The sequence below is a fragment of the Amycolatopsis lurida genome (genome assembly GCF_900105055.1).
In the GTDB taxonomy this organism is placed as follows: domain Bacteria; phylum Actinomycetota; class Actinomycetes; order Mycobacteriales; family Pseudonocardiaceae; genus Amycolatopsis; species Amycolatopsis lurida.
In genome coordinates, this window is record NZ_FNTA01000004.1 from 4,722,040 (window position 1) to 4,742,332 (window position 20,293).

The 20,293-nt window shown below is 69.3% G+C and carries 21 protein-coding genes; 10 read left to right on the plus strand and 11 right to left on the minus strand.

Translation table 11 applies throughout. The features are described from left to right. Positions 1 to 16: 16 nt before the first annotated feature. Positions 17 to 1,033, plus strand: coding sequence for an endonuclease/exonuclease/phosphatase family protein (locus BLW75_RS27655; RefSeq protein WP_034310109.1), 1,017 nt, complete (start codon positions 17 to 19; stop codon positions 1,031 to 1,033). 24 nt (positions 1,034 to 1,057) lie between these two features. Next, on the plus strand, positions 1,058 to 1,894 hold the full coding sequence (locus BLW75_RS27660; RefSeq protein ID WP_034310112.1) for a hypothetical protein: 837 nt from the start codon (positions 1,058 to 1,060) through the stop codon (positions 1,892 to 1,894). Here the strand turns inward: BLW75_RS27660 and BLW75_RS27665 are convergent. Then, positions 1,887 to 2,699: an SIR2 family NAD-dependent protein deacylase gene (locus BLW75_RS27665; protein WP_034310114.1), complete on the minus strand. Its 813-nt coding sequence runs from the start codon at positions 2,697 to 2,699 to the stop codon at positions 1,887 to 1,889. The genes BLW75_RS27660 and BLW75_RS27665 overlap by 8 nt on opposite strands. After that, positions 2,692 to 3,000 (minus strand): antibiotic biosynthesis monooxygenase family protein, encoded by a 309-nt coding sequence (locus BLW75_RS27670; protein ID WP_016337748.1) that lies wholly within the window; start codon positions 2,998 to 3,000, stop codon positions 2,692 to 2,694. Before BLW75_RS27670 ends, BLW75_RS27665 begins: the two co-directional genes overlap by 8 nt. Before the next feature lie 61 nt (positions 3,001 to 3,061). Between BLW75_RS27670 and BLW75_RS27675 the strand changes: the two genes are divergently transcribed. Then, entirely contained in the window at positions 3,062 to 4,258 is a 1,197-nt protein-coding gene (locus tag BLW75_RS27675) for an FAD-dependent monooxygenase (protein WP_034310318.1), read from the plus strand. Between the two features lie 335 nt (positions 4,259 to 4,593). On the opposite strand, the gene BLW75_RS27680 is transcribed toward BLW75_RS27675, so the two are convergent. Continuing rightward, a complete protein-coding gene (locus tag BLW75_RS27680) occupies positions 4,594 to 6,036 on the minus strand; it encodes a M1 family metallopeptidase (RefSeq protein WP_034310321.1) in 1,443 nt (480 codons plus the stop codon). On the opposite strand from BLW75_RS27680, the gene BLW75_RS27685 reads away from it, so the two are divergent. Beyond that, positions 6,035 to 6,832, plus strand: a complete 798-nt coding sequence (locus tag BLW75_RS27685) for an alpha/beta fold hydrolase (RefSeq protein ID WP_091598443.1) — start codon at positions 6,035 to 6,037, stop codon at positions 6,830 to 6,832. The genes BLW75_RS27680 and BLW75_RS27685 overlap by 2 nt on opposite strands. On the opposite strand, the gene BLW75_RS27690 is transcribed toward BLW75_RS27685, so the two are convergent. The 3 genes from BLW75_RS27690 to BLW75_RS27700 form a co-directional block, all read right to left on the minus strand. Further along, complete coding sequence (locus tag BLW75_RS27690) at positions 6,814 to 7,248, minus strand: thioredoxin family protein (RefSeq protein ID WP_034310116.1); 435 nt, start codon at positions 7,246 to 7,248, stop codon at positions 6,814 to 6,816. The two genes, BLW75_RS27685 and BLW75_RS27690, sit on opposite strands and share 19 nt — an antisense overlap. 12 nt (positions 7,249 to 7,260) lie before the next feature. Next, positions 7,261 to 7,611, minus strand: a complete 351-nt coding sequence (locus BLW75_RS27695) for a rhodanese-like domain-containing protein (protein WP_034310118.1) — start codon at positions 7,609 to 7,611, stop codon at positions 7,261 to 7,263. Positions 7,612 to 7,703: 92 nt separating this feature from the next. After that, positions 7,704 to 8,630 (minus strand): LysR family transcriptional regulator, encoded by a 927-nt coding sequence (locus BLW75_RS27700; protein WP_241783507.1) that lies wholly within the window; start codon positions 8,628 to 8,630, stop codon positions 7,704 to 7,706. Positions 8,631 to 8,816: 186 nt separating this feature from the next. On the opposite strand from BLW75_RS27700, the gene BLW75_RS27705 reads away from it, so the two are divergent. The 3 genes from BLW75_RS27705 to BLW75_RS27715 are packed head-to-tail and all read left to right on the plus strand — an operon-like array spanning position 8,817 to position 11,790. Then, positions 8,817 to 9,503 carry a tRNA-dependent cyclodipeptide synthase gene (locus BLW75_RS27705; RefSeq protein WP_034310123.1) on the plus strand — a complete coding sequence of 229 codons (687 nt, stop codon included), beginning with the start codon at positions 8,817 to 8,819 and terminating at the stop codon, positions 9,501 to 9,503. Between the two features lie 2 nt (positions 9,504 to 9,505). Next, entirely contained in the window at positions 9,506 to 10,819 is a 1,314-nt protein-coding gene (locus BLW75_RS27710; protein WP_034310326.1) for a purine-cytosine permease family protein, read from the plus strand. Further along, positions 10,816 to 11,790, plus strand: a complete 975-nt coding sequence (locus tag BLW75_RS27715; protein ID WP_034310125.1) for a LysR family transcriptional regulator — start codon at positions 10,816 to 10,818, stop codon at positions 11,788 to 11,790. Before BLW75_RS27710 ends, BLW75_RS27715 begins: the two co-directional genes overlap by 4 nt. A gap of 132 nt (positions 11,791 to 11,922) precedes the next feature. Here BLW75_RS27715 and BLW75_RS27720 read toward each other — a convergent pair whose 3' ends face one another. Further along, positions 11,923 to 13,365: a M1 family metallopeptidase gene (locus tag BLW75_RS27720; RefSeq protein WP_034310127.1), complete on the minus strand. Its 1,443-nt coding sequence runs from the start codon at positions 13,363 to 13,365 to the stop codon at positions 11,923 to 11,925. Positions 13,366 to 13,532: 167 nt separating this feature from the next. Here BLW75_RS27720 and BLW75_RS27725 point away from each other — a divergent pair, with 167 nt between their 5' ends. After that, complete coding sequence (locus BLW75_RS27725) at positions 13,533 to 14,687, plus strand: MFS transporter (protein ID WP_034310131.1); 1,155 nt, start codon at positions 13,533 to 13,535, stop codon at positions 14,685 to 14,687. Here BLW75_RS27725 and BLW75_RS27730 read toward each other — a convergent pair. The 4 genes from BLW75_RS27730 to BLW75_RS27745 all read right to left on the minus strand — a co-directional run bounded on the left by BLW75_RS27730 (position 14,632) and on the right by BLW75_RS27745 (position 18,220). After that, a complete protein-coding gene (locus tag BLW75_RS27730; RefSeq protein ID WP_091598446.1) occupies positions 14,632 to 15,594 on the minus strand; it encodes a peptidoglycan recognition protein family protein in 963 nt (320 codons plus the stop codon). The genes BLW75_RS27725 and BLW75_RS27730 overlap by 56 nt on opposite strands. Positions 15,595 to 15,682: 88 nt before the next feature. Further along, positions 15,683 to 16,558: an HhH-GPD family protein gene (locus BLW75_RS27735; protein ID WP_034310135.1), complete on the minus strand. Its 876-nt coding sequence runs from the start codon at positions 16,556 to 16,558 to the stop codon at positions 15,683 to 15,685. Between the two features lie 18 nt (positions 16,559 to 16,576). After that, complete coding sequence (locus BLW75_RS27740; protein ID WP_034310136.1) at positions 16,577 to 17,068, minus strand: beta-class carbonic anhydrase; 492 nt, start codon at positions 17,066 to 17,068, stop codon at positions 16,577 to 16,579. A gap of 51 nt (positions 17,069 to 17,119) precedes the next feature. Next, positions 17,120 to 18,220: a LacI family DNA-binding transcriptional regulator gene (locus BLW75_RS27745; protein ID WP_034310329.1), complete on the minus strand. Its 1,101-nt coding sequence runs from the start codon at positions 18,218 to 18,220 to the stop codon at positions 17,120 to 17,122. 200 nt (positions 18,221 to 18,420) lie between these two features. Between BLW75_RS27745 and BLW75_RS27750 the strand changes: the two genes are divergently transcribed. Then, the gene (locus BLW75_RS27750; protein ID WP_034310138.1) at positions 18,421 to 19,353 is read left to right on the plus strand and encodes a metal ABC transporter solute-binding protein, Zn/Mn family; all 933 of its coding nucleotides are present in this window, start codon (positions 18,421 to 18,423) and stop codon (positions 19,351 to 19,353) included. Then, positions 19,353 to 20,186 (plus strand): metal ABC transporter ATP-binding protein, encoded by an 834-nt coding sequence (locus BLW75_RS27755; protein ID WP_034310140.1) that lies wholly within the window; start codon positions 19,353 to 19,355, stop codon positions 20,184 to 20,186. The genes BLW75_RS27750 and BLW75_RS27755 overlap by 1 nt, the downstream gene beginning before the upstream one ends. Positions 20,187 to 20,293: the final 107 nt, after the last annotated feature.

A 20,293-nucleotide genomic window follows, 5' to 3' on the forward strand; every position in this document is an offset into this window, starting at 1 on the left:
AGGTTGTGGAGGTGTTGTGGAGACGGCCGCCGCGCCGTTCCTGATCGGCATACTCGACGGCATGGTGATCGAAGAACGCGTGGTGCCGCGAGGTGCCGGGCGAAAGCTGGTCAGCGGGCTGCTCATCGGGGCGGTCGTGCCGTTCGCGGTGCTGACGGCGTTGCGGCTGGTGGGCTACGACGGCAACACGTACACGATCGCGGCGCTCGCGCTCACGCCGTACGCCGGGATCGCGACGCTGGTGCTCGGCGTCCTCGCGCTGGGGCTGCGCCGCTGGTGGATCGGTGTGGTCGCGTTGGTGCTGACCTGCACGATCGCGTCCCTGGTGCTGCCGCGGTCGTTCGCGAACGAGCAGAAGGCGCTCGCCGGGAAGCACGTGCGCGTGCTGGCGTCGAACATGCTCGGCGGGCAGGCGGATCCGGATAGGATCGTCGGCTACGTGAAGGAGCACCGGGTCGACGTCCTGAGCCTGACCGAGATGACGCCCGAGGCGATCACCGGGCTCGAACGGGCCGGGCTGTTCCAGGTCCTGCCCTACCACGTGCTGCACCCGGCCGAGTGGGCGTCGGGCTCCGGGCTGGTGTCGAGGTATCCGCTGACGCCGCTGAAGCTGAGCGGCGCTTCGGACTACAAGCAGCCCAGCGCGAGCGTGGACCTCGGCGACGGCGTCCGGATCGAGGTCGTCGCGGTCCATCCGGCGGCGCCGATGTGGGACCGGCACGCTTGGGTCGACGAGGCCAAGGACCTGCCGTATGCCGACGCCGAGCACGACATCCGGATCCTGGCGGGCGACTTCAACGCGAGCCTCGACCACGCGCTCTTCCGTGAGCTGCTGACCAGGGGATACGTGGACGCGGCCGATCAGCTGGGGAAGGCGCTGGAGGGCACCTGGACGAACGGGCTGGTGCCGCCGGTGCCGATCGACCACGTGCTGGCGGACAAACGGACGGCCATCGCGGACTTCAAGGTGCTGGAGACGCCGGGCAGCGATCACGACGCCGTCTACGCGGAAATCGTCCTGCCCGGAAAGTGACCTTCCGCTGGCAGGCTTCCGCTCATGAGGAAGCTCTGGGGAGTGCTCGTGTTTTCGCTGGTCGCGGCGTGCGTCCCGGGACAGTTGCCGCCGGCCGAGGCGAAGAGCGCGCTGGGCTTCACCGCCCGGCCGGGCGAGGCGCGGTCCCTCGGCGTCCAGGATCCCGTCGTCGAGGCCGAGCGGCTGTTCCGGCCGGGTCCCGACCGGCGAGCGGTGGCGCTGGCCCGCGCGGGCCGGAACGCGATCGGTGTCGGGGTCCGTGAGTTCCCCGGTGAAGAACGGTCCGAGCCGATCGCGTGGGTGACCGAAGACGAAGGCCGCAGCGTGCGCGAGATCGTCCTGCCGCAGGACCGGCCAGGGCGCTGGTCGCCGACGGCGGTCGCGGCCGAGGGTGATCAGGTCCTCGTGGCCGGCTCGCTCGGCGGGGACGTGCGGGTGTGGGCCTCCGGCGACGCGGGCGCGACCTGGACGGTCTCGCCGGTGCTGGTGTGGGGAAGCGACCTCTGGTTCTCCACGGTGCTCCGGACAGGCGGGGAATGGTTGCTGGCCGGGGGGTCCGCGGCCGGGGCGCTGGTGGTGACCGGTACGCCCGGTGTCTGGGTGACCGCTTCCCTCGGGGACGGCCGGATCCTCGGCGGGACGGTCGACAAGGCGGGAAAGCCCGTGCTGTTCGGCGACCGCGTGGAGTGGAACCAGGCCCGGACCTCGAACCGGTCGTGCCTGGTGGTGTGGGTCGCCGACGGCGGCTGGCAGCGGGGTGAACTGGGCTGCCCGGCGGATCGGCTCGTCGCCGCGGTGACCCTCGACGACGGGCGGGTGATGCTGAAGGGCGAACGCGACCTGTGGATCCGCCCTAGCTGAGCAGCGCGTCCAGCGCCCTGAGCGTTTCCAGGCCGTTGCCGGCCAGTGAAACGCCGCGGCCGTGCCGGACCTGTGGCTCGCGCGGGTTGATCCGGACCAGCGCGCCGGTCGCGGCGCTGGCCAGCTCCGAGTACCGCCGCACCGTCGGCACGGCCTGCCCGGCGCCGAGCTCCACCACGACGAGGTCGCGGTGCTCGCGGCGCCACGCGTTCAGCTCGTCGAGCTGGGCTTGGCTGCGCTGACCGAGCCAGTCGTAGTCGCCGAACATCAGGATGTTGGGCCGGGCGAGGCCACCACAGCGCGGGCAGGACGGCAGCGGTTCGAGCGCGCGCATGCTGTCTTCGTCGATCGGGACCGCGACGTCATCCGCGGGCCAGATCTCCTTGGTGCACCTGGCGAGGCACTGCAGGTGATGGATGGACCCGTGCGCCTCGGCGACCTGGGAGTAGCCCGCCTTCTGGAATTGTCCGTCCACATTGGACGTGAACGCACGTGTGCCGCCCGGTTTACGTGCTCCCCAGGACCGCAGGAGACGGAACCCGTCGTGCGGGACGGTGTCGCGGTACAGCGCGAGCCGGTGCCCGTAGAAACCCCAGGCCAGCTCGGGGTCTTCGGCGAAATGGCGCGGGTCGGCCAGTTCGACGAAGCTGATGCCCAGCCGCTCGTACGGCGGATATGCCTTCCAGAAACCTTCGTCGCCCCGGAAATCGGGCAGGCCGGAGTCGACACCCATCCCGGCACCGGCGCAGACGAGCAGCGCGCCGGCGCCGTCGATCAGTTCCGCGGCTCGTTCGAGCTCACTCACCCGGCTTCGAAGCCTGGACGACCTCGAATTCCAGCAGATTCGCGCCGGTGGAGACCGGCTTCGCGCGCTCGCCCGCGTGCGCCTCACGCGCCGGGCCGGACGCCCACGCCTGGTACGCCTCTTCGGACTCCCACTTGGTGTAGACGAAGTAGCGCGACTCGCCGGAGACCGGGCGGAGCAGCTCGAAGCCGAGGAAGCCGGGCTGATTGTCGACGGCGTGCAGCCGCGCGGCGAACCGCTTCTCCAGCTCGGGGCCTGCGCCTTCGGGGACCTCGATCGCGTTGATCTTCACGACAGCCATGCCGCCAGCCTACGACGAAACTCTTTTGCGCCGCGATGTGATGCGTGGGACCTTCCAGAGGATGGCTGACACCAAGATCCTCATCTCCGGGGCGAGCGTCGCCGGGCCGGCGCTCGCCTTCTGGCTCGCCAGGTACGGCTTCCAGGTGACCGTCGTGGAGCGCGCGCCTTCGCTGCGCCCCGGCGGTCAGGCCGTCGACCTGCGCGGAACGGCCAAGGAGGTCGCGCGCCGGATGGGCCTGGACGAACGCATCCGGGCCGCCTGCACGGACACGAAGGGCGAGACGCTCGTCGACCGGAAGAACCGCACGAAGGCCACGATCCGCGCCGACGACTTCGACGGTGACGGCGTCGTGGCCGAGATCGAGATCCTCCGCGGTGACCTGACCGAAGTGCTCTACGAGGCGACCAAGGAGACGACGGAGTACGTCTTCGGCGACCGGATCACCGCGCTGGACGAGCGGGCCGACGGCGTCGACGTCACCTTCGCCGGTGGTGCGCGGCGGACGTACGACATGGTCATCGGGGCGGACGGGCTGCATTCGGGAGTGCGGGCGCTGGCCTTCGGCGAGGAGTCCCGGTTCGTCCGGCATCTGGGCTCTTACCTGGCGTTCTTCACCGTGCCGAACCGGCTGGGCCTGCGGAACTGGGCCGTCGGCTACGACGACGTCGGCCGGTCCGCCGGGATCCGCGCCGTCCGTGACGGCGACGAGGCGATGGCCTACTTCGGGTTCGCCGCGGAGAAGGTGGACTACGACTATCGCGACGTCGAGGCGCAGAAGGCGCTGGTGCGCGAGTTCGCGGCCGGGATGGAGTGGGAGGCGCCCTGGCTGCTGGACCGGATGGACGAGGCCCCCGACTTCTACTTCGATTCGTGCGCCCAGGTGATCATGGAGTCCTGGTCGCGTGGCCGCGTCGGGCTGCTGGGCGACGCCGCTTTCTGCCCCTCGCCGCTTTCCGGGCAGGGCACGAGCCTGGCGTTCGTCGGCGCGTACGTCCTCGCCGGGGAACTCGCCGCCGGTCTCGACACCGGGCTCAAGCGCTACGAGGCGGTCATGCGCGAGTTCGTAGAGAAGACGCAGGCGATGGGGCGGGAGAACGCGGAGTCGATCTTCGCGAAGTCGCGTACCGCGCTGCGGATGCGCTACGTGATGATGCGGGTCATGCGGCTCAAGCCGTTCGCCGCGCTGGCGTCGCGGAAGATGCGGGACGTGGTGAACGGCATCGACCTGCCGGACTACCCCGCCTCTCGCATTTAGAGGACTGAATGCGGGTTGCACATCACCCGCGGGCCGTGTCGCGACATCCAGCGTCCCTGCCCAAGCGCGCGAAGGCCGCACTCCTGCGCATTTAGAGGACTGAATGCGTGAGTGGGTGTTCGCCCCACCCCGGCCGACGCGCGCAGCGGTCCGCTCAGCCGGGATGGGTTGCGAAAGCCACTTTCGCAACCTTGAGCGTTGCGAAAGTGGCTTTCGCAACGCGCTGGCGTCGGGTGGAAGTGGGAGACGACCGCATTCAGATGACGACATGCCGTCCCTGCCCAAGCGCGCGAAGGGCCGCACTCCTGCGCATTTGGAGGACTGAACGCGGGGGTTCAGCCTCGCAGGGTGCCCGGCAGCAGCTCGGCGTCCGGCGGGATCGTCGTGCCGTGGAACCACGCGTCGAAGAACGGCCTCAGATTCTGCTCCGAAAGCTTGCTCGTGAACGCCTCGAAGTCCGCCCAAGAGGCGTTGGCGTTGCGGTACGCCGCCGGCCATTCCTTCAGCAGGCGCGTGAACGCGACTTCGCCGATCTTCCGCCGCAGCGCGTGGATGGCCAGGATCCCCTTGTCGTAGACGCCGTGGAACTCCTGCCCGGCCCCCATATCGACCAGTTTCGGGGTCCAGAAATCCTGGCTGCCGCGCATGATCTCGAGGCCGGCGCGGTAGCGGTCGTCCAGGTTCTCGTGGTCCCGCGACTCCTGCCACAGCCATTGCGCGTACGACGCGAGGCATTCGTTGAGGCAGATGTCGGACCACGATTTCAGCGTCACCGAATCGCCGAACCACTGGTGCGCGGTTTCGTGCACCACCGTGATCAGGTCGGCCCATTTCGCGTAGGTCGGCCTGGTCTGGGTCTCCAGCGAGAAATGGATGTCCTCGTCGAGATAGATGCCGCCCGCCGCGTCCACCGGATACGGCCCGAACTTCGAGCTCAGGAAACCGATGATCTCCGGCAGCCGCCTGCCGGTGTCGCGCCGGTCCTCGGCGCCCGGCGCGTACGCGTTGACCACCGGGGTCCCGTCCGGGAGCGCCATCCGGTCGACGGTGAACTTGTCGATCGCCACCGTGGTCAGATAGGACGCCACGGGTGTGCGCTCCTGCCAGGACGTCGTGGTCCAGCCGTTGGTCGCGGTCTGCTGGATCTCGCGCCCGTTCGAGACGACGGTCCAGCCGTCCGGCACACGCGCGGTGAGGGTGAACATCGCCTTGTCGCGCGGGGTCTCGTTGACGGGATACCAGAACGACGCCGAATGCGGCTCGCCGACGATGAACGCGCCGCCGTCCTTCGACTTCTGCCAGCCGTTCTCGCTGCCGCCCGCCTTGGGCGTCGCCGATGGGTCGCCGCCGTAGACGACCTTCGTGCGGAAGACGGTCCCGTTCCTGATCGGCTCGGCGGGCGTCACCACCAGTTCGAATTCGCCCTCGCGCGCGAACTTCGCCGGTTTCCCGTCCACTTCGACGGATTGCACGGTCAAGCCGCGTAAGTCCAGGTTGTACCGATCGAGGTCCTGGGTCGCGTTCGCGATCACCGTGGTGTCGCCGTCCAGCCGCCCCTTCGCGGGGTCGTACGTGATCCCCACCTGGTATTCGGTCGCGTCGTAACCGCCGTTTCCGTCCATCGGGTAGTACGGGTCGCCCGCGCCCGAAGCGCCGGGAGCCGGGTTCATCGGCGGCGGCGGCGGGGGCGTGGCCGGAGGCGGATCGGCGGTGCAGCCGATAATCAGGGCGCAGACGGCCCCCAGTACCAGACCGGCGGCGGGGACACGGCTGCGCATGGAGGGGAGCTTAGTGGTGATCCAGCGCGACGGGTTGATCACTTTCGGCGGTGACGGGCCGCCGATCGTCCTTCTGCACGGGTTGATGGGCAGGGCGACGACGTGGTGGCGGGTCGCGCGAAGGCTCGAGCCGTACGGGCGTGTCCACGGTCTCGACGCGCGAGGTCACGGGCGCGGACCGCGCGGTGGGCCCTGGCGCACCGAGCGGTTCGCCGACGACGTCGCCTCGGTGCTGCGGACCTTCGGCGAACCCGCGGTCCTGATCGGACATTCGATGGGCGGCCTGCACGCCTGGGTCACCGCGGCCACGCATCCCGAGCTCGTCCGCGCCGTGGTCTGCGAGGATTTCGCGCCGGACCAGCGCGGCCGGACCGTGGACACCTGGCGCGGGTACTTCGAATCGTGGCCGGTCCCGTTCCGTTCACTGGCCCACGTCCGCGAGTTCTTCGGCGACACCGGCGACTACTTCATCGAATGCGTCGAGGAACGCGAAGACGGCTACCACCTGATCGCGTCCCTCCCGGACCTGTACGAGATCGCGGCCGAATGGGGCAGGCGCGACTTCTGGGAGTTCGTCGAACGCGTGAAATGCCCGCTGCTCGCGATCGAAGGCGAACGGACCGCGATGCCCCACGGCCAGCAGGCCGAGCTGGCCGCACGCGTGCCCGGCGGCCTCGGACGGCACATCGTCGTCCAAGGCGCCGGGCACGTGGTGCACGACGAAGCGCCGGAGACCTACCTCGGTGCGGTCGAAGCGTTCCTCTCCGACGTCCTCGGTCAGCCCTTCGCGAGCTGAGCGTCGATCCAGGCGCGCAGCCGCGCCTCGCCCGGGTAGCCGATGTTCCGCGAGGACGGCAGCTCGGCGGCGTTGCGGACACCGACCAGCGTCGGAAGGTAGCGGATGTTGTACCGGGTGGACAGATCCCGGCTCTGGTCGACGTCGACCTCGCCGAGCAGGAACCGGCCGCCGTATTCACCGGCGAGCCGTTCGATCACCGGCTTCATCTGGCGGCACGGCGGGCACCACGTCGCGCCGAAGTCCATGATGACCAGCTTCTGCCGCGAGATGTTCATGACCTCGGCGTAGTTGGCCGAAGTCACCGTCATCACGTTCTCGGCCGCCGGCGCGGCCGAAGCCACGCCGTTGCCGAAGCCGGTGATGAGCGCCAGCACGCCGGCCAGCACGCAGACGAACCGTTTGCACTTGGACAAGACGATCTCCTTTCAGGACGAAGACCAGGTCGGCAACCCGTTCGCGACCCAGTCTTCGATGCCTTCGCGGTATTTGCGGACGTTCGTGTACCCGAGTTCCAGCAGCCGCCGCCCGACGAATTCACTGTTGCGGCACGGTGTGTTCGCGCAATAGACGACGATCTCGGCGGCCTTGTCCGGAAGCACTTCCGGTGCCAGCCGGTCGGTGAATTCGGCCGCCCGTTCGTAGGGGAAACCCGGAATGTTGCGTGCCTCCGGAAGATGTTCCTTCGCGAAATAGGCGACCGGCATCGTGTCCACCACGACCACCGATCCGGACTCCATCCGGGAGAGCAGTTCCGCACGGGTGATCAACGGCAGCATGGTGCCCCTTCTTTCGGCGACCGTGATTGACGATTCCCATCGTCGGGGCGCTCGCGGGACACGCTCTAGTGCCGCATCGGCATGCCGAAGGGTTATCCGGCGGCCAGCCTGCCGTGGCGGTGCAACCAGGCTCGGTACGGCGCCGTCCGCCCGGCGAGCCGCCAATAGCCGGCCCGCGCCGAAGCGGCGAGTTCCGGGACGCCGGGCGCGCACCGGCCGTCCTCCCGCCAGGCCAGCACATGCCGCACGCTCATCGGCGCGCCCACGAGCGGCCGGATGGCCAGCCCGTCCGCCGACGGCCGGGTCGGCTGGATCAGCCCGACGCCGTATCCGCCGCTGACCAGGTCCTCCCGCGTGTTGTCGATGTCGGCGTCGTGGGTGATCCGGGGGTCGAAACCGTGCGCCAGGCACATTTCGCGGAAGACCACCCGGCAGCCGTCGCCGCCGCTCGACACGATCCAGTCCTCGCCCGCCAGCTCGGCGAGCTCGATCTCCTCTTCGGCGGCGAGCGGGTGTTCCGCGGGGATCGCCACGAACGACGGCTCCTCCACCAGGGTCATGGTCCGCACCTCCGGCGGCACCGGGAGGCCGCGTCCGCCGCAGATCATGATCAGCGCGAGGTCGATGCCGCGGTTCGCGACCTGTGCGAGCAGCCGCGTGCGGGAGGTGTCCGCGCGCGTGCGGAACGGCTCGCCCGGGCGCAGGTCGCGCAGTCCGCCGAGCAGCGAACCCGTGATGGCGCTGTCGTTCCAGCCGATCCTGATCGATTCGCCCGTCTCGGGTTCCTGCCGGTGGAAGTCGTGCTCCAGTTCGTCGAAGGTGAGCACGATCGCCCGCGCCCGCCGCAGGATCAGGGCGCCGAGTTCGGTGGGCCGCACCCCGTGCTGGTCGCGGTGGAACAGCGGGCCGCCGACCATTCGCTCGATCCGGCGCAGCTGATGACTGAGCGCGGGCTGGCCGAGCCCCAGCCCGGCCGCGGCCCGGTTGAGGCTGCCGGAGGCGGCTATCTCACAGATCACGCGAAGATGCCGAACCTGAATCTCCATGACTTCGTATACCGCGACCCGTTCGCCCCCGGCACCCCCGAAAGTCGAGACACCCGATTTCTCATAACCCGGTGACAACATTCGGTGGCAATACCCGTGCCATCCGGCCGTGGCTACGTTCGGTCGACGCCCCGCATATCACGCGAATCAGGAGCCGTCTTGCCGCGACCATTGCCGCTCACGGAGCATTGCGCTGATCCGCTGGCGCGAGCCGAACACGTTTGCCTGGGTGTCAGCCCGTTCAACAGCCATTTCACGGTGGACCGTATCGCCGATCTCGCCCGCTGGGCCATGTCGGCCTTTCGCGGTTTCCATTTCTTCGTCCCCGACGGCCCGTCCGCGTTCACCCTCGAAGCGCTCGGCTACGACCCGGTGCGCGCCGCGCAAAAGGCGCAGCGGCAGGGCAATTACACGCGGAACAAGATCGTCCGCGCGCTGGGGCAGATCTGCGTGCCGGATCCGCACGCCTTGATCCTGGACGCCGCGGCGCTCGAAGCCGACAGCGCCTACCTCGGCCTGCTTTCCGAGGCACACCACCGGTTCGCCACCGACCCGGAGTTCGCCGAGCAGTGCCTCGGCGCCACGGGCTGGGTGCTGGACCGGCGGCTGCCCGAGGGCGAACATCCCACGCGCGACCAGTTGCGCAGCGCGGTCCGGTACTTCCTCGCCGAGTTGCCGATGTTCGTCGGCACCGTCGCCGTGGCCGGGGTCGGAAGCTCCGTGTTCGCCTATCACCAGCGGGTCGCCTTCCTCGAACGGCTCTACCGCGGCGAACTCTCGTGGCGGCCGCTGCCGGGCCAAGGTTTCGTCGTCCTCGAACAAGCCGTCCCGGAACGAGTGGAGTGACCGTGGAACACGACGACTTCTCCCTCCGCCGGGTGCCCGACGACCGCCGCTACTCCTGGATTTCCGTGGCGTTGCAACGGTTCGGGCAGGTGTCCTCGTTCCATCAGTTCCTGCTCGGCGCGGTGCTCGGCTTCGGCATGACCTTCTGGGAAGCGGTACTGGCCATCACGATCGGTTCGGTGCTGCTGGAGATCATCACCATCCTGATGGGTGTCGCGGGCACCCGGGAGGGGCTTTCGACGTCGGTGCTCGCGCGCTGGACCGGATTCGGCACCGGCGGGTCCTCGCTCGTCGGTCTCCTGATGACACTGAGCCTGGCCGGCTGGTTCGGCGTGCAGAACGACGTTTTCGCCCACGGCCTCCACGCCTTGATGGGCGGCCCGCCGGTGTGGGTGTGGGCGCTCGCGGGCGGCGCGCTGGTCACCGCGATCGTCGTGTTCGGCTTTCACGCGATGGCCTGGACGGCCTATCTGACGGTGCCCGCTTTCCTCGCGCTGGCGGGATTTTCGATCGTCTCGGCCCTCGGCGACCATTCGCTGCCCGCGCTGATGGCCGAGCCGCCGCCGGGACCGTCGATGTCGCTGGCACAGGGCACCACGCTGGTGGCGGGCGCGTTCATCATGGGCGCGATCATGACGCCGGACATGACCCGGTTCAACCGGACCGCGTCCGACGTGGTGAAGCAGACCCTGGTCAGCGTCACCCTCGGCCAGTACCTCATCGGCCTGATCGGGGTCCTGCTCGCGCACGCGGCGAAAAGCGCCGACGTGGTCGGGATCATCACCTCGTCGTCCGGTGTGCTCGGCACACTGATCCTGGTCACCGCGATCCTGAAGATCAACGACTGGAACCTTTATTCGTCCTCGCTCGGACTGGTGAACACCGTGCAGGTGCTGCTGTCCCGGCGGCTGGACCGCACCACCGCGACCCTGCTGCTCGGCGGTCTCGGCACGGTGCTCTCCGCGATCGGCATCCTCGACCACTTCACCACCTTCCTCACGTGGGTCGGCGTGCTCACGCCCCCGGTGGCCGGGGTGGTGATCGCCGAGTACTACGTGGTCCGTCGCTGGAAACCGGCGCTCGACGCCACCCGTGCGTCGGGGGAGCTGCCGTCCGCCTGCCCGTCCTGGGTGCCGTCCGCGCTGATCTGCTGGGTGGCCGGGGCGGCGGTGGGGGCCTGGCTGCCGTGGGGAATTCCCACCGTGAACTCCGTTTTGGGTGCTTTTCTCCTGTATATTCTGCTCGGCAGACGGACCACGGCCGCGGTGTCCGCCACGGCCATGACTTCTTCCGGCGGGTCGAAAACCCGTTCGTGACCAAGGAGTTCGACGTCGTACAGCTGGATGTCCACCACCTGCGGGTGATCAGGGCGATCGCGGACACGGGAAGCCTTTCCCGGGCCGCGATCGCTCTCGGTGTCACCCAGCCCGCGGTTTCCACGCAACTCAAACGGCTGGAGAACATGCTGGGTTACCGGTTGTTCGACCGGAGCGAGGGCGGCGTGACCCCGACGCCGATGGGCGAACTGCTGTTGCGCCGCACCGCGGCTTTGCTGCCACAGCTGGACAAACTGCTCGAAGACATCGAGCAGCGCGTCTGCCCCAGCGGCCCTCCCGACGTGGTCCGGGTGGTGGCGGTGGCCAGCGCGCTGGTGGCGCGTCTGCCCTCGCTGGTGACCGGATTGTGGCCCGAGGTCTCCGAGGTGCAGGTCGTGCACGACGACCACCCCGAACGGCTGCTGCCGCTGCTGGCCCAGCGGCGCGCGGAATTGGGGCTGGTCAAGGATTATCCGGGATACGAGCTCGAAATCCCCGCGAACGTGGACACCGCGGTGGTGGTGACCGAGCCGACCTTCGTCCTGCTGCCGGAGTTCCATCCGCTGGCGCGCGAGAAGGTCGTCGACCTTCGTGACCTGCGGGATGAGGCGTGGGTGACGGTGTCCGATTCGTCGGCGGCCACGTTCACCAAGTACTTCGCCGACACCTGCGCGCGGCACGGATTCAGCCCGTCGTTCACCCATCAGGTGACTTCGCAGCAGGTGGCGCTGCTGGTGGTCAAGGCGGGCGCGATCGGGCTGTCACAACCGATCTGCGACCCGGGGAACCACGGCATCGTGCCCCGGCCGCTGCGCGGGGACGTGTTGCCGCGCAGGCACATTCTCGCGTGGAACAAGGAGACCTTCGTGGCGGGGCGGCGGGAGGAACTGCTCTCCGCCGTGGTCGAAGCGTACTGGGCCGAAGCGAGGACCGCGCCCGTCTACGCCGAGTACCTGGACAGAAACGCGTGACTGGACGGACCACACGCGTGTCGTCCGTCCAGTCACGGCCGCCGTTCTCCGACGGCCGGCTGCCGAGTGCAGCGGCCAAAAGACTCGTGAGTGGTAAGGACGGTTAGAACCGTCCTTACCACTCACGAGTCCCTACATCCCGGGAAAGAGGAGTTCGTCCGGTGGCCGCACCGTGCCGTCCAGCCAGGCCTGGTTGAACTCGCCGAGGTCGCGCTGCGTCATCGCGGAGACGTAGAGCTCGAAGTCGTGCCAGTTCTGGTTTCCCTGCGGATTGATCATCGGGAAGCCCGCCATGATCTGGAAGAACGCGTCGTCGCCGAGGTGACGGCGCAGCGCGTGCATCATCAGCACCGCCTTGGCCGTCGGCGCGAATTCGGCGCCCTTGCCGGGATCGGTGAGCTTGGGCGCCCAGAAGGCGGGGTCGTCGCGCACCTCGGCCACCATCTCCCGGTAGCGACGATCCAGGTCGGCACCGTTCTTGGTCTCGTCCCACAGCCAGACGGCGTACCGCGCGACGGACTCGGGCATCAGCGCGTCGCGCCACATCTTGCCGCTCACCCCGGCTCCCCACCATTGGTACGCGACGGCGTACACCAGATCGGCGATGGTGGCGGTGCGGCCGTACACCGGCCGGGTCTGCGCGCCGTGCGTGTAGCCGAGGGAGCGGTCGAGGAACAGCCCGCCCACCGCCGATTGCGGGTAGTCGCCGAACTTCCCGGTGAGGAACTCCAGGACCTCGGGCAGCCGCCCGCCGATCTGCCGTTTGTCCACGGCGCACGGGTGGTAGGCGTTGACCGCCGTCCGGCCACCGGGAAGAGCGATCCGCTCGACCTCCCAGCGTCCGATGCCGAGCATCGCCGTGCTCGGCGCGAGGGCGTTTTCCTCCGACCAGGTGACGGTGTGCCGTCCCGGCCCCGCGGGTACGTCGGAGACCTGGGAACCGTTGCCCAGTACGGAGAATTCGTTCAGGACGGTGACGGAGACGTGCAGGGCCGCCTTGTCGGCCTCGGTGTTGTTGACGGGGAACCAGGTCATCGCCGAACGCGGCTGCCCGGTGGCCACGGCGGAATCACCGTAGGCGGCGAGCCAGCCGACCCGGCCACGTGCGGTGGGGATCGGTTCCGGGCGGCCGTCGTAATCGACCACCACGGTGAACGGCCTGCCTTCGGCCACCGGGGTCCGCGGGGTGATCACCAGCTCGTGTTCACCCGCCCGCCGGAACGTGGCGGCCACCCCGTCGACGGTGACCGAGCGGACCGTGAGCCCGCGAAGGTCCAGGTCGAACCGGCTGAGGTCCTGGGTCGCCGTCGCGGTGATCGTCGCCCTGCCGCTCAGCAGCATCGAGTACGGCGCGTAGTGCAGTGCGAGCGAGTACTTTCCGACGTCGTAACCGCCGTTGCCGTCCTTCGGGTAGTAAGGATCGGGTCCGAGGACAGTCCCGTCGGGTGAAACGTGCACGTATCCGTCGCTGCCGGGTGCCGGCTGGGCCGCCGCGGAAGCCGGGCAGGCACCGATCATCGTCGTGGCGAGCAACGCGGTGCACAGTGGCTCCTGCCACCGAAGCCGCACGGTCATGAACGAGCCTTCTCTCTCGAGGGGAGGATGTCCGGCCATCGTGCGTACGTCCGTGCCGCGCGCGGCAGTGCCGGCCGGTCATGCCGCCGGGTTATCCCCGCCGATAACCCCTCGGCATACCCGGCAGGGACTATCGCGTGCCGCGAGGGGGAGGAGATCGTCGAGGCATGCTGCCCCTCCCGGCGCTGCTCGCGCTGACGACGACGGTCTTCCTCGGCTGCCTCACCGAAGTGCTGCCCGCCGGGTTGCTGCTGGGCATGTCCGAGGAGCTGGGCGTTTCCCCGTCGGCCACCGGACAGCTGGTGACGGTCTACGCGATCACCACGGCGCTCACCGCCGTTCCGCTCACCGGCGCGACCCTCCGGATACCGCGCAAACGCCTGTTACTGGCGCTGATCGCAGGCTTCCTGGTCACCAACCTGGTGATCGCCGTGTCCTCGTCGTACCCGGTCATCCTCGCGGCGCGGGTCGTGTCCGGGGCGCTGACCGGGGTGATGTGGTCCCTCGTGGCCGGTTACGCGATGCGTCTCGCCCCGCCAGGGCTCACCGGGCGGGCGCTGGCCGTGGCCATGTCCGGCACGCCGATCGGCTTCGCCCTGGGTGTGCCCGCCGGTACCGCGCTCGGCGAACTCGCCGACTGGCGCTGGGCGTTCGCCGCGATGGCGCTGATCACCGTGCCGTTGCTGGTCTGGGTGCTCGCCGCGGTGCCCGCCGTGCCCGCCGATCCGGCGGGACCCACCCGGCCGCTGGCCGCGGCACGGCTGCCGGGGATGCGTCCCGTACTCGCGACGGTGGCGCTGTTCTCGTTGGGGCACAACGTGGCCTACACCTACGTCGGACCGGTGCTCGCCGGGCTGGACGCGGAATCGCTGCTGGGTGCGGTGTTGCTGGTGTTCGGCTGCGCCGCGGTGGGCGGGATGGCCGCGGTCGGCTCCGCCCTCGACAGCCGTCCGCGCGCCGTGCTGCTGTCCTGCACCGCCGTCACCGCCGCCGCCGTCGTCCTGCTGGGGATCGGTGACGGTGTCCACGGTCTGGTGCTGGTGGCCGCCGGCCTGTGGGGCCTGGGGTTCGGTGGCGCGCCGACCGCCTTCCAGGCCGTCACCGCGTTGCTCGCGGGCCCCACGGCCGACGCCGCCCAGTCGCTCACGATCGCGGCCTGGAACGGCGCCGTCGCCGGGGGCGCGCTCCTCGGCGGCTTGCTGCTGCCGCTGGGAACGGGTCTGCTCCCTTGGTGTGCCGCCTTGGTGATCTTGTCGCCGCTGCTGTTCAGCCGGCGAGTCGTGCTTTCAGCGCCTGGAGATCGGTGCCGGACCCGACGATGAGCGGCCAGACGTCGGAGCCGAGGAAGCCGGTCTCGTCGGTCGCCGCGGTCGCGCCGCAGGCGTCGCGCTCCAGCCCGTGCCGTGCCGCCACCGCGGCGACCGCGTCCTTTGTGGACTGTCCGAAAAGGCCGTCGGTGGGGATGGCGAAACCGCGTGCCCGCAGGAGTTCCTGTGCCATCCGCACCCGCGGCCCGCTGTCGCCGGGTTTGAGCAGCGGCCACTCCGGCAGATCCGCCTTCGGCGACGAGGTCCCCAGCAGCTTGCCGACCTCGGTGCGCAGCTCCGGAAGCCGGTTGTACAGCACGGTGCCTGGGCATTCGGTGGAGTTGAAGTCGCGGTGTCCCTTGATGAACTCCGGCGAGATCCCGTACTGCGAAGCCATGTACGCGACCAGCTTCACCAGCGAGTCCCAGAGCGCGGGCGTGACGTCCTCCGTGCTGTAGAGGCCTTCGTTCTCGATCCCGATGCAGGTGCTGTTGTTGTTGCCCACGTTCGCGCCCAGCACGTGCCGGGTTCCGCCGCGCAGGATCTCCAGGCTGCGGTGCCGCCCTTCGGTGATATGCCCGCCGCGGCTGTTCGTGAACTGCTGCCCGGTGTCGATCCAGCCACGGGTGTCCATATGGAAATCCTGGATCGCACGTGACGCCCAGAAGGCGTGTTCGAGGCTGTAGTCGGTGACGTTCCCCGGTTCGACCGTGTGGTGCACGACGATGTACGTCGGCTTGTGGTTCTGCACCTCGATCGCGCCGTTCGGCGGCCGCGCGCTCCACGCGGCCGTGCCGTAGATCTTCGGTTCTGTCACCCCGGACGCCGCGTCGGCGGCGGAAATCGTTGCTGTCCCCAGTAGCCCGACGGCGCTTGCCGTCAGGCCGCCCTTGAGCGCGGTACGTCGGTCGAAGTCGGCCACGGGCGAAACTCCCATCATGCGCGTTGGCCGGAAAACTAACCCGCCATCGCGCCGATGACAACCATTGACCAACTTTTGTCGTAATGCGTTAGTGTTCGCCAGGGAGAGCGAACAGGCCGTCCCCGGTCTGTTCGAGCAACCCGTCCACCAGCAAGGAGTCGAGGCAGCGGTCGCGCTGCCCGGATTCGTGCCAGACGAGATCGAGCCGCGCCTTCTCGACCGGGCCTTCGCTGCCGCGCAGGACGTCGAGCAGCAACCCGCGCACCTGGCGGTCGGTGCCGGCGAACTTCTGGACCTGCTTCGCGGGACCGGCGTACGCGGGCCTTCCCGCGTGCTGCCACGCGCAATCGTCGTAGATCGGGCAGTCCGCGCAGCGCGGCGAACGCGCGGTGCAGACGAGCGCGCCGAGTTCCATCAGCGCGGCCGAGAGCTTCGCGGCGGGCGCGTCTTCCGGCGGCAGCAGGGCCTCGACGTCGGCCATGTCGCGGGTGTTCGACGGCGGCCCGGCGTCGCCGGCGCCGTGCACCGCCCTGGCCACCACGCGCCGGACGTTCGTGTCCACCACCGGTGCCCGCTTGCCGTAGGCGAAGGCGGCGACGGCGCGTGCGGTGTACGCGCCGATGCCGGGCAACGCGAGCAGGGTGTCCACATCGGACGGAACGACGTCGCCGTGTTCGGCGGCGATGACGGCCGCCGCGGCGTGCAGCCGCAACGCGCGCCGCGGGTAGCCGAGTTTGCCCCAGGCGCGCACGACCTCACCCTGCGACGACGCCGCCAGCGCCGACGGCACCGGCCAGCGCGCCATCCATTCGAGCCAGATCGGCTGCACGCGCGCGACCGGTGTCTGCTGCAACATGATCTCGCTGACGAGCACACCCCAGGCGGTGCATTCCGGCTCACGCCAAGGGAGGTCTCGCCCCACCTCGTCGAACCACTCGGTCAGCACATCCGCGTCGACGCCCACCGGGCCAGCTTAAAACCCTTATGCGACCTCGGTCAGGCGGCCCAGCTTCACGTCGTAGACGAACCCGCGCACGTTGTCGGTGTGCGGGAGGAAGTCACTGCGCCGGACGCGCTGCACCGACCGGCGCACGCTGTCCTCCACCTCCCGGAACGCCTCGACCGACCACGTCGGGCGGAGTCCGCTGGCGGCTTCGAGTTCGTCCTTGAAGTCGTCTTCGGTGACCATGGAGAGGCCGCAGTCGGTGTGCTGCACGATCAGCACCTCACGGGTGCCCAGTTTTCGCTGGCTGAGCGCGAGCGAGCGGATCATGTCGTCGGTGACGACCCCGCCCGCGTTCCGCAGGATGTGGGACTCGCCCTGGATCAGGCCGAAGATCTCGAACACCCGGATACGGGCGTCCATGCAGGTCAGAATCGCCACCTGGAGTGATGGCCTCGGAGACGAGCGGTCACCAGGAGTGACATCACCCAGCTCCTGGTTGCGCTTGAGCAGTACGTCGATTGAGGTCACACGTTCATTGGAACCGACACACCAGGGGAGAGCAACGCGAGCGGACGCAGATCACGGCCCGAACCAGCGTTCTTCGGCCGTTCGTGGCGGCGCCGAGGTGCGGCCGACCCGCAGTTCCGTGTGCAGGGTGATCACCTTCGGCCCGACCCGGTCGGCCGAGCTGAGCAGCAGCTTGCCCGCCGCCTTGCCCTTTTCGAGCACCGGCTGGTGGACCGTGGTGAGCCCGGAGCGCTCGGCCTCGGTGATGCCGTCGAACCCGGTGACCGTCAGATCCTGCGGGACGCGCAGGCCCCGGCGCTCCGCTTCGGCCAGCGCGCCGAGGGCGAGGATGTCCGAGGTGCAGATCACGGCGGTGACCTGCGGATACGCGTCGAGCAGCTGACGCGCGGCCGACGCGCCGTCGTCCACGGTGTGGTCGAAGCGCTCGACCACCGGCACCGTCGCCCAGTCGACCCCGGCCGCCGAGAACGCGGCGGCCAGCGCCTCCAGGCGGATGCGCTGGACGTGGAAATGCGCGGCGCTCTGCCGCTGGATGGAGACGAAGTCGTCGTTGCGCTCGCGGGCCAGCCGCATGCACAGCACGCCGATCTGGCGGTGGCCCAGCGAGATGAGGTGTTCGGCCATGGCGGTGACCGCGGCCGCGTCGTCCGGGCCGACCCGGTCGACCCCGTCCACCCGGGGCTGGTCGACGATCACCGTCGGCACCGGGCGTTCCAGCACCGCGCCGAGATGCGGGTCGTCGTCGGGCACCGAGTAGACGACGAAACCGTCGACGCCGGCGCGGTGCACGGCCGCGACGTCCTCCCTGCCCGGGCTCGCCGGGACCAGGTGCAGGCCGACGCCCGCGTCCTCGCAGGCCAGCGCGAGCCCTTCGAGCACGCCGACGGCGGCGGGGTCGCGAAAGGCGTAGGAGAGGTTCTCGGTGAGCAAAAGACCGACAGCGCCGGCCTTGCGCGTCCGCAGTGAACGGGCCACCGGGTCCGGGCCCGGGTAGCCAAGGCGGCGTGCGGTCTCGAGGACGCGACGGCGCAGCTCAGGGGACAACTGGTCCGGTCGGTTGTAGGCGTTCGAGACGGTGGTCCTCGACACACCGAGCTCTGCGGCCAACGACGCCAGTGTCGCCTGCCTCCTGGTGCGGATAGGACGGCCCATCCGCAAACCGTAACGGTTCAGAACGTTTTGCAGAAGCATCACCCGACGTGTGGCAGGTCTCGATTCAGAGTGACCCTGGGTACAGCTCGGACCTGGACCGAAGGCGTCGTCAGCCGGATGGGGTACAGTTGAATCTGACAACGGTTTCCATTACCCGGCATTGGGGACACCTGGCCAGGGCATCCGCAGGAGTGCAGTAAATGAATTCCCGCCGTACCAAGAGTGTTTTCGCGGCCGTGTCGGCCCTGGCCGTCCTCGCGCTCGGCGCGACGGCTTGCGCGTCGAGCGACAAGGCGTCGACGGGCTCCGGTTCGCAGAACGCGTCCGCCGCGAACCCGGGCGGCGGCGAGAAGATCAAGGTCGTCGCCTCGACCGACGTCTGGGGCAGCGTCGTGACCGCCGTCGGCGGGGACAAGGTCGAGGTCACCTCGATCATCCACGATCCCTCGGCCGACCCGCACTCCTACGAGACCACCGCGAGCGACGCGATCGCCGCGAAGAACGCGAAGCTGACGCTGTCCAACGGCGGCGGCTACGACGACTTCTTCTCCAAGCTCGCCGACCAGGCCACCGGCGCGCAGAAACTGGTCGCCGTCGACATCGCCGCGACCGGCAACGAGAACGAGCACGTCTGGTACAGCCTGCCCGGCGTCGAGAAGATCGCCGACCAGGTCGCCGCGAAGCTCGGCGAGATCCAGCCCGCCTCGAAGGACGCCTTCACCGCCAACGCGACCGCGTTCAAGGGCAAGACCCAGGAGCTCCTGAAGAAGGTCTCGGGCCTGGGCGGCTCGGGCGCGAAGGTCGTCGCGACCGAGCCCGTCGCGCACTACCTGCTCGACAGCGCGAAGGTCACCGACGCGACGCCGCCTGCCTTCGCCGAGGCCGTGGAAGCGGAGCAGGACGTGCCCGCCGCCGCGCTCAACGAGGTCAAGCAGCTGATCTCCGGCAAGCAGGTCAAGGCGCTGGTCAACAACGCGCAGACGACCACCCCGGTCACCCAGCAGGTCGTCGGCGACGCCAAGAACGCCGGCATCGCGGTCGTCGACGTCACCGAAACGCTGCCCCAGGGTGTGACCGACTACATTGCATGGATGACCAAGGAAGTGGACGCGCTGGCGGGAGCACTGAAGTAGTGACCTCCGTACCTGCCGGAGCTCGCCCCGCGGTCCGTGTCCGCGGGGCGAGCCTCGCGTTCGGCACCAGGACCCTCTGGTCCGGGCTCGACCTCGACGTCGAGCCCGGCGAGTTCCTCGCGATCCTGGGGCCGAACGGCTCCGGGAAGAGCAGCCTGCTCAAGGTGCTGCTCGGCCAGCAGGGGCTGCCCGAGGGCACGGTCGAGATCGCGGGGCGGCGCCCCGGCGGGACGAACCGGCGGATCGGCTACATCCCGCAGCAGCGCGCCCTCGACGAGGGCCTGACGATGCGCGGGGTGGACCTGGTCGGCCTCGGTCTGGACGGGCACCGGTGGGGCACCGGGCTCTTCGGGATCTCGAAGCGGCGTCAGCTGGTGTCGCGGGCGATCGAGTCCGTCGGCGCGCAGGCGTACGCGAAGCAGCCGGTGGGGCGGCTTTCCGGTGGCGAGCAGCAACGGCTCCGCGTCGCGCAATCCCTGGTCGGCGACCCCGAAGTCCTCCTCTGCGACGAGCCGCTGCTCTCCCTCGACCTCGCGCACCAGCGCGCGGTCAGCGAACTGATCGACGAGCGGCGGCGCTCCGCCGGGACGGCCGTCCTGTTCGTCACCCACGAGATCAACCCGATCCTGTCCTATGTGGACCGGGTGCTGTATCTGGTGAACGGCCAGTTCCGGGTCGGCAAGCCGGACGAGGTGATGAACTCGGAGACCCTGTCCGAGCTGTACGGCACCCGCATCGAGGTGCTGAAGGTCGGCGGGCAGATCCACGTCGCCGGTGCGCAGAGCGCGCTGTGCGAGGACGAACCCCACCACATCGACGAACAGGCTTGCTGACGCCGTGGCAGACGAAGTGAGGTCATTCGTGCGGTCCAGGCCGACTCGACCGACGGCGCGAACCAGCGCCCTGGCGACGCGATCCCGGTCGCGGGTTCTTGGATAAA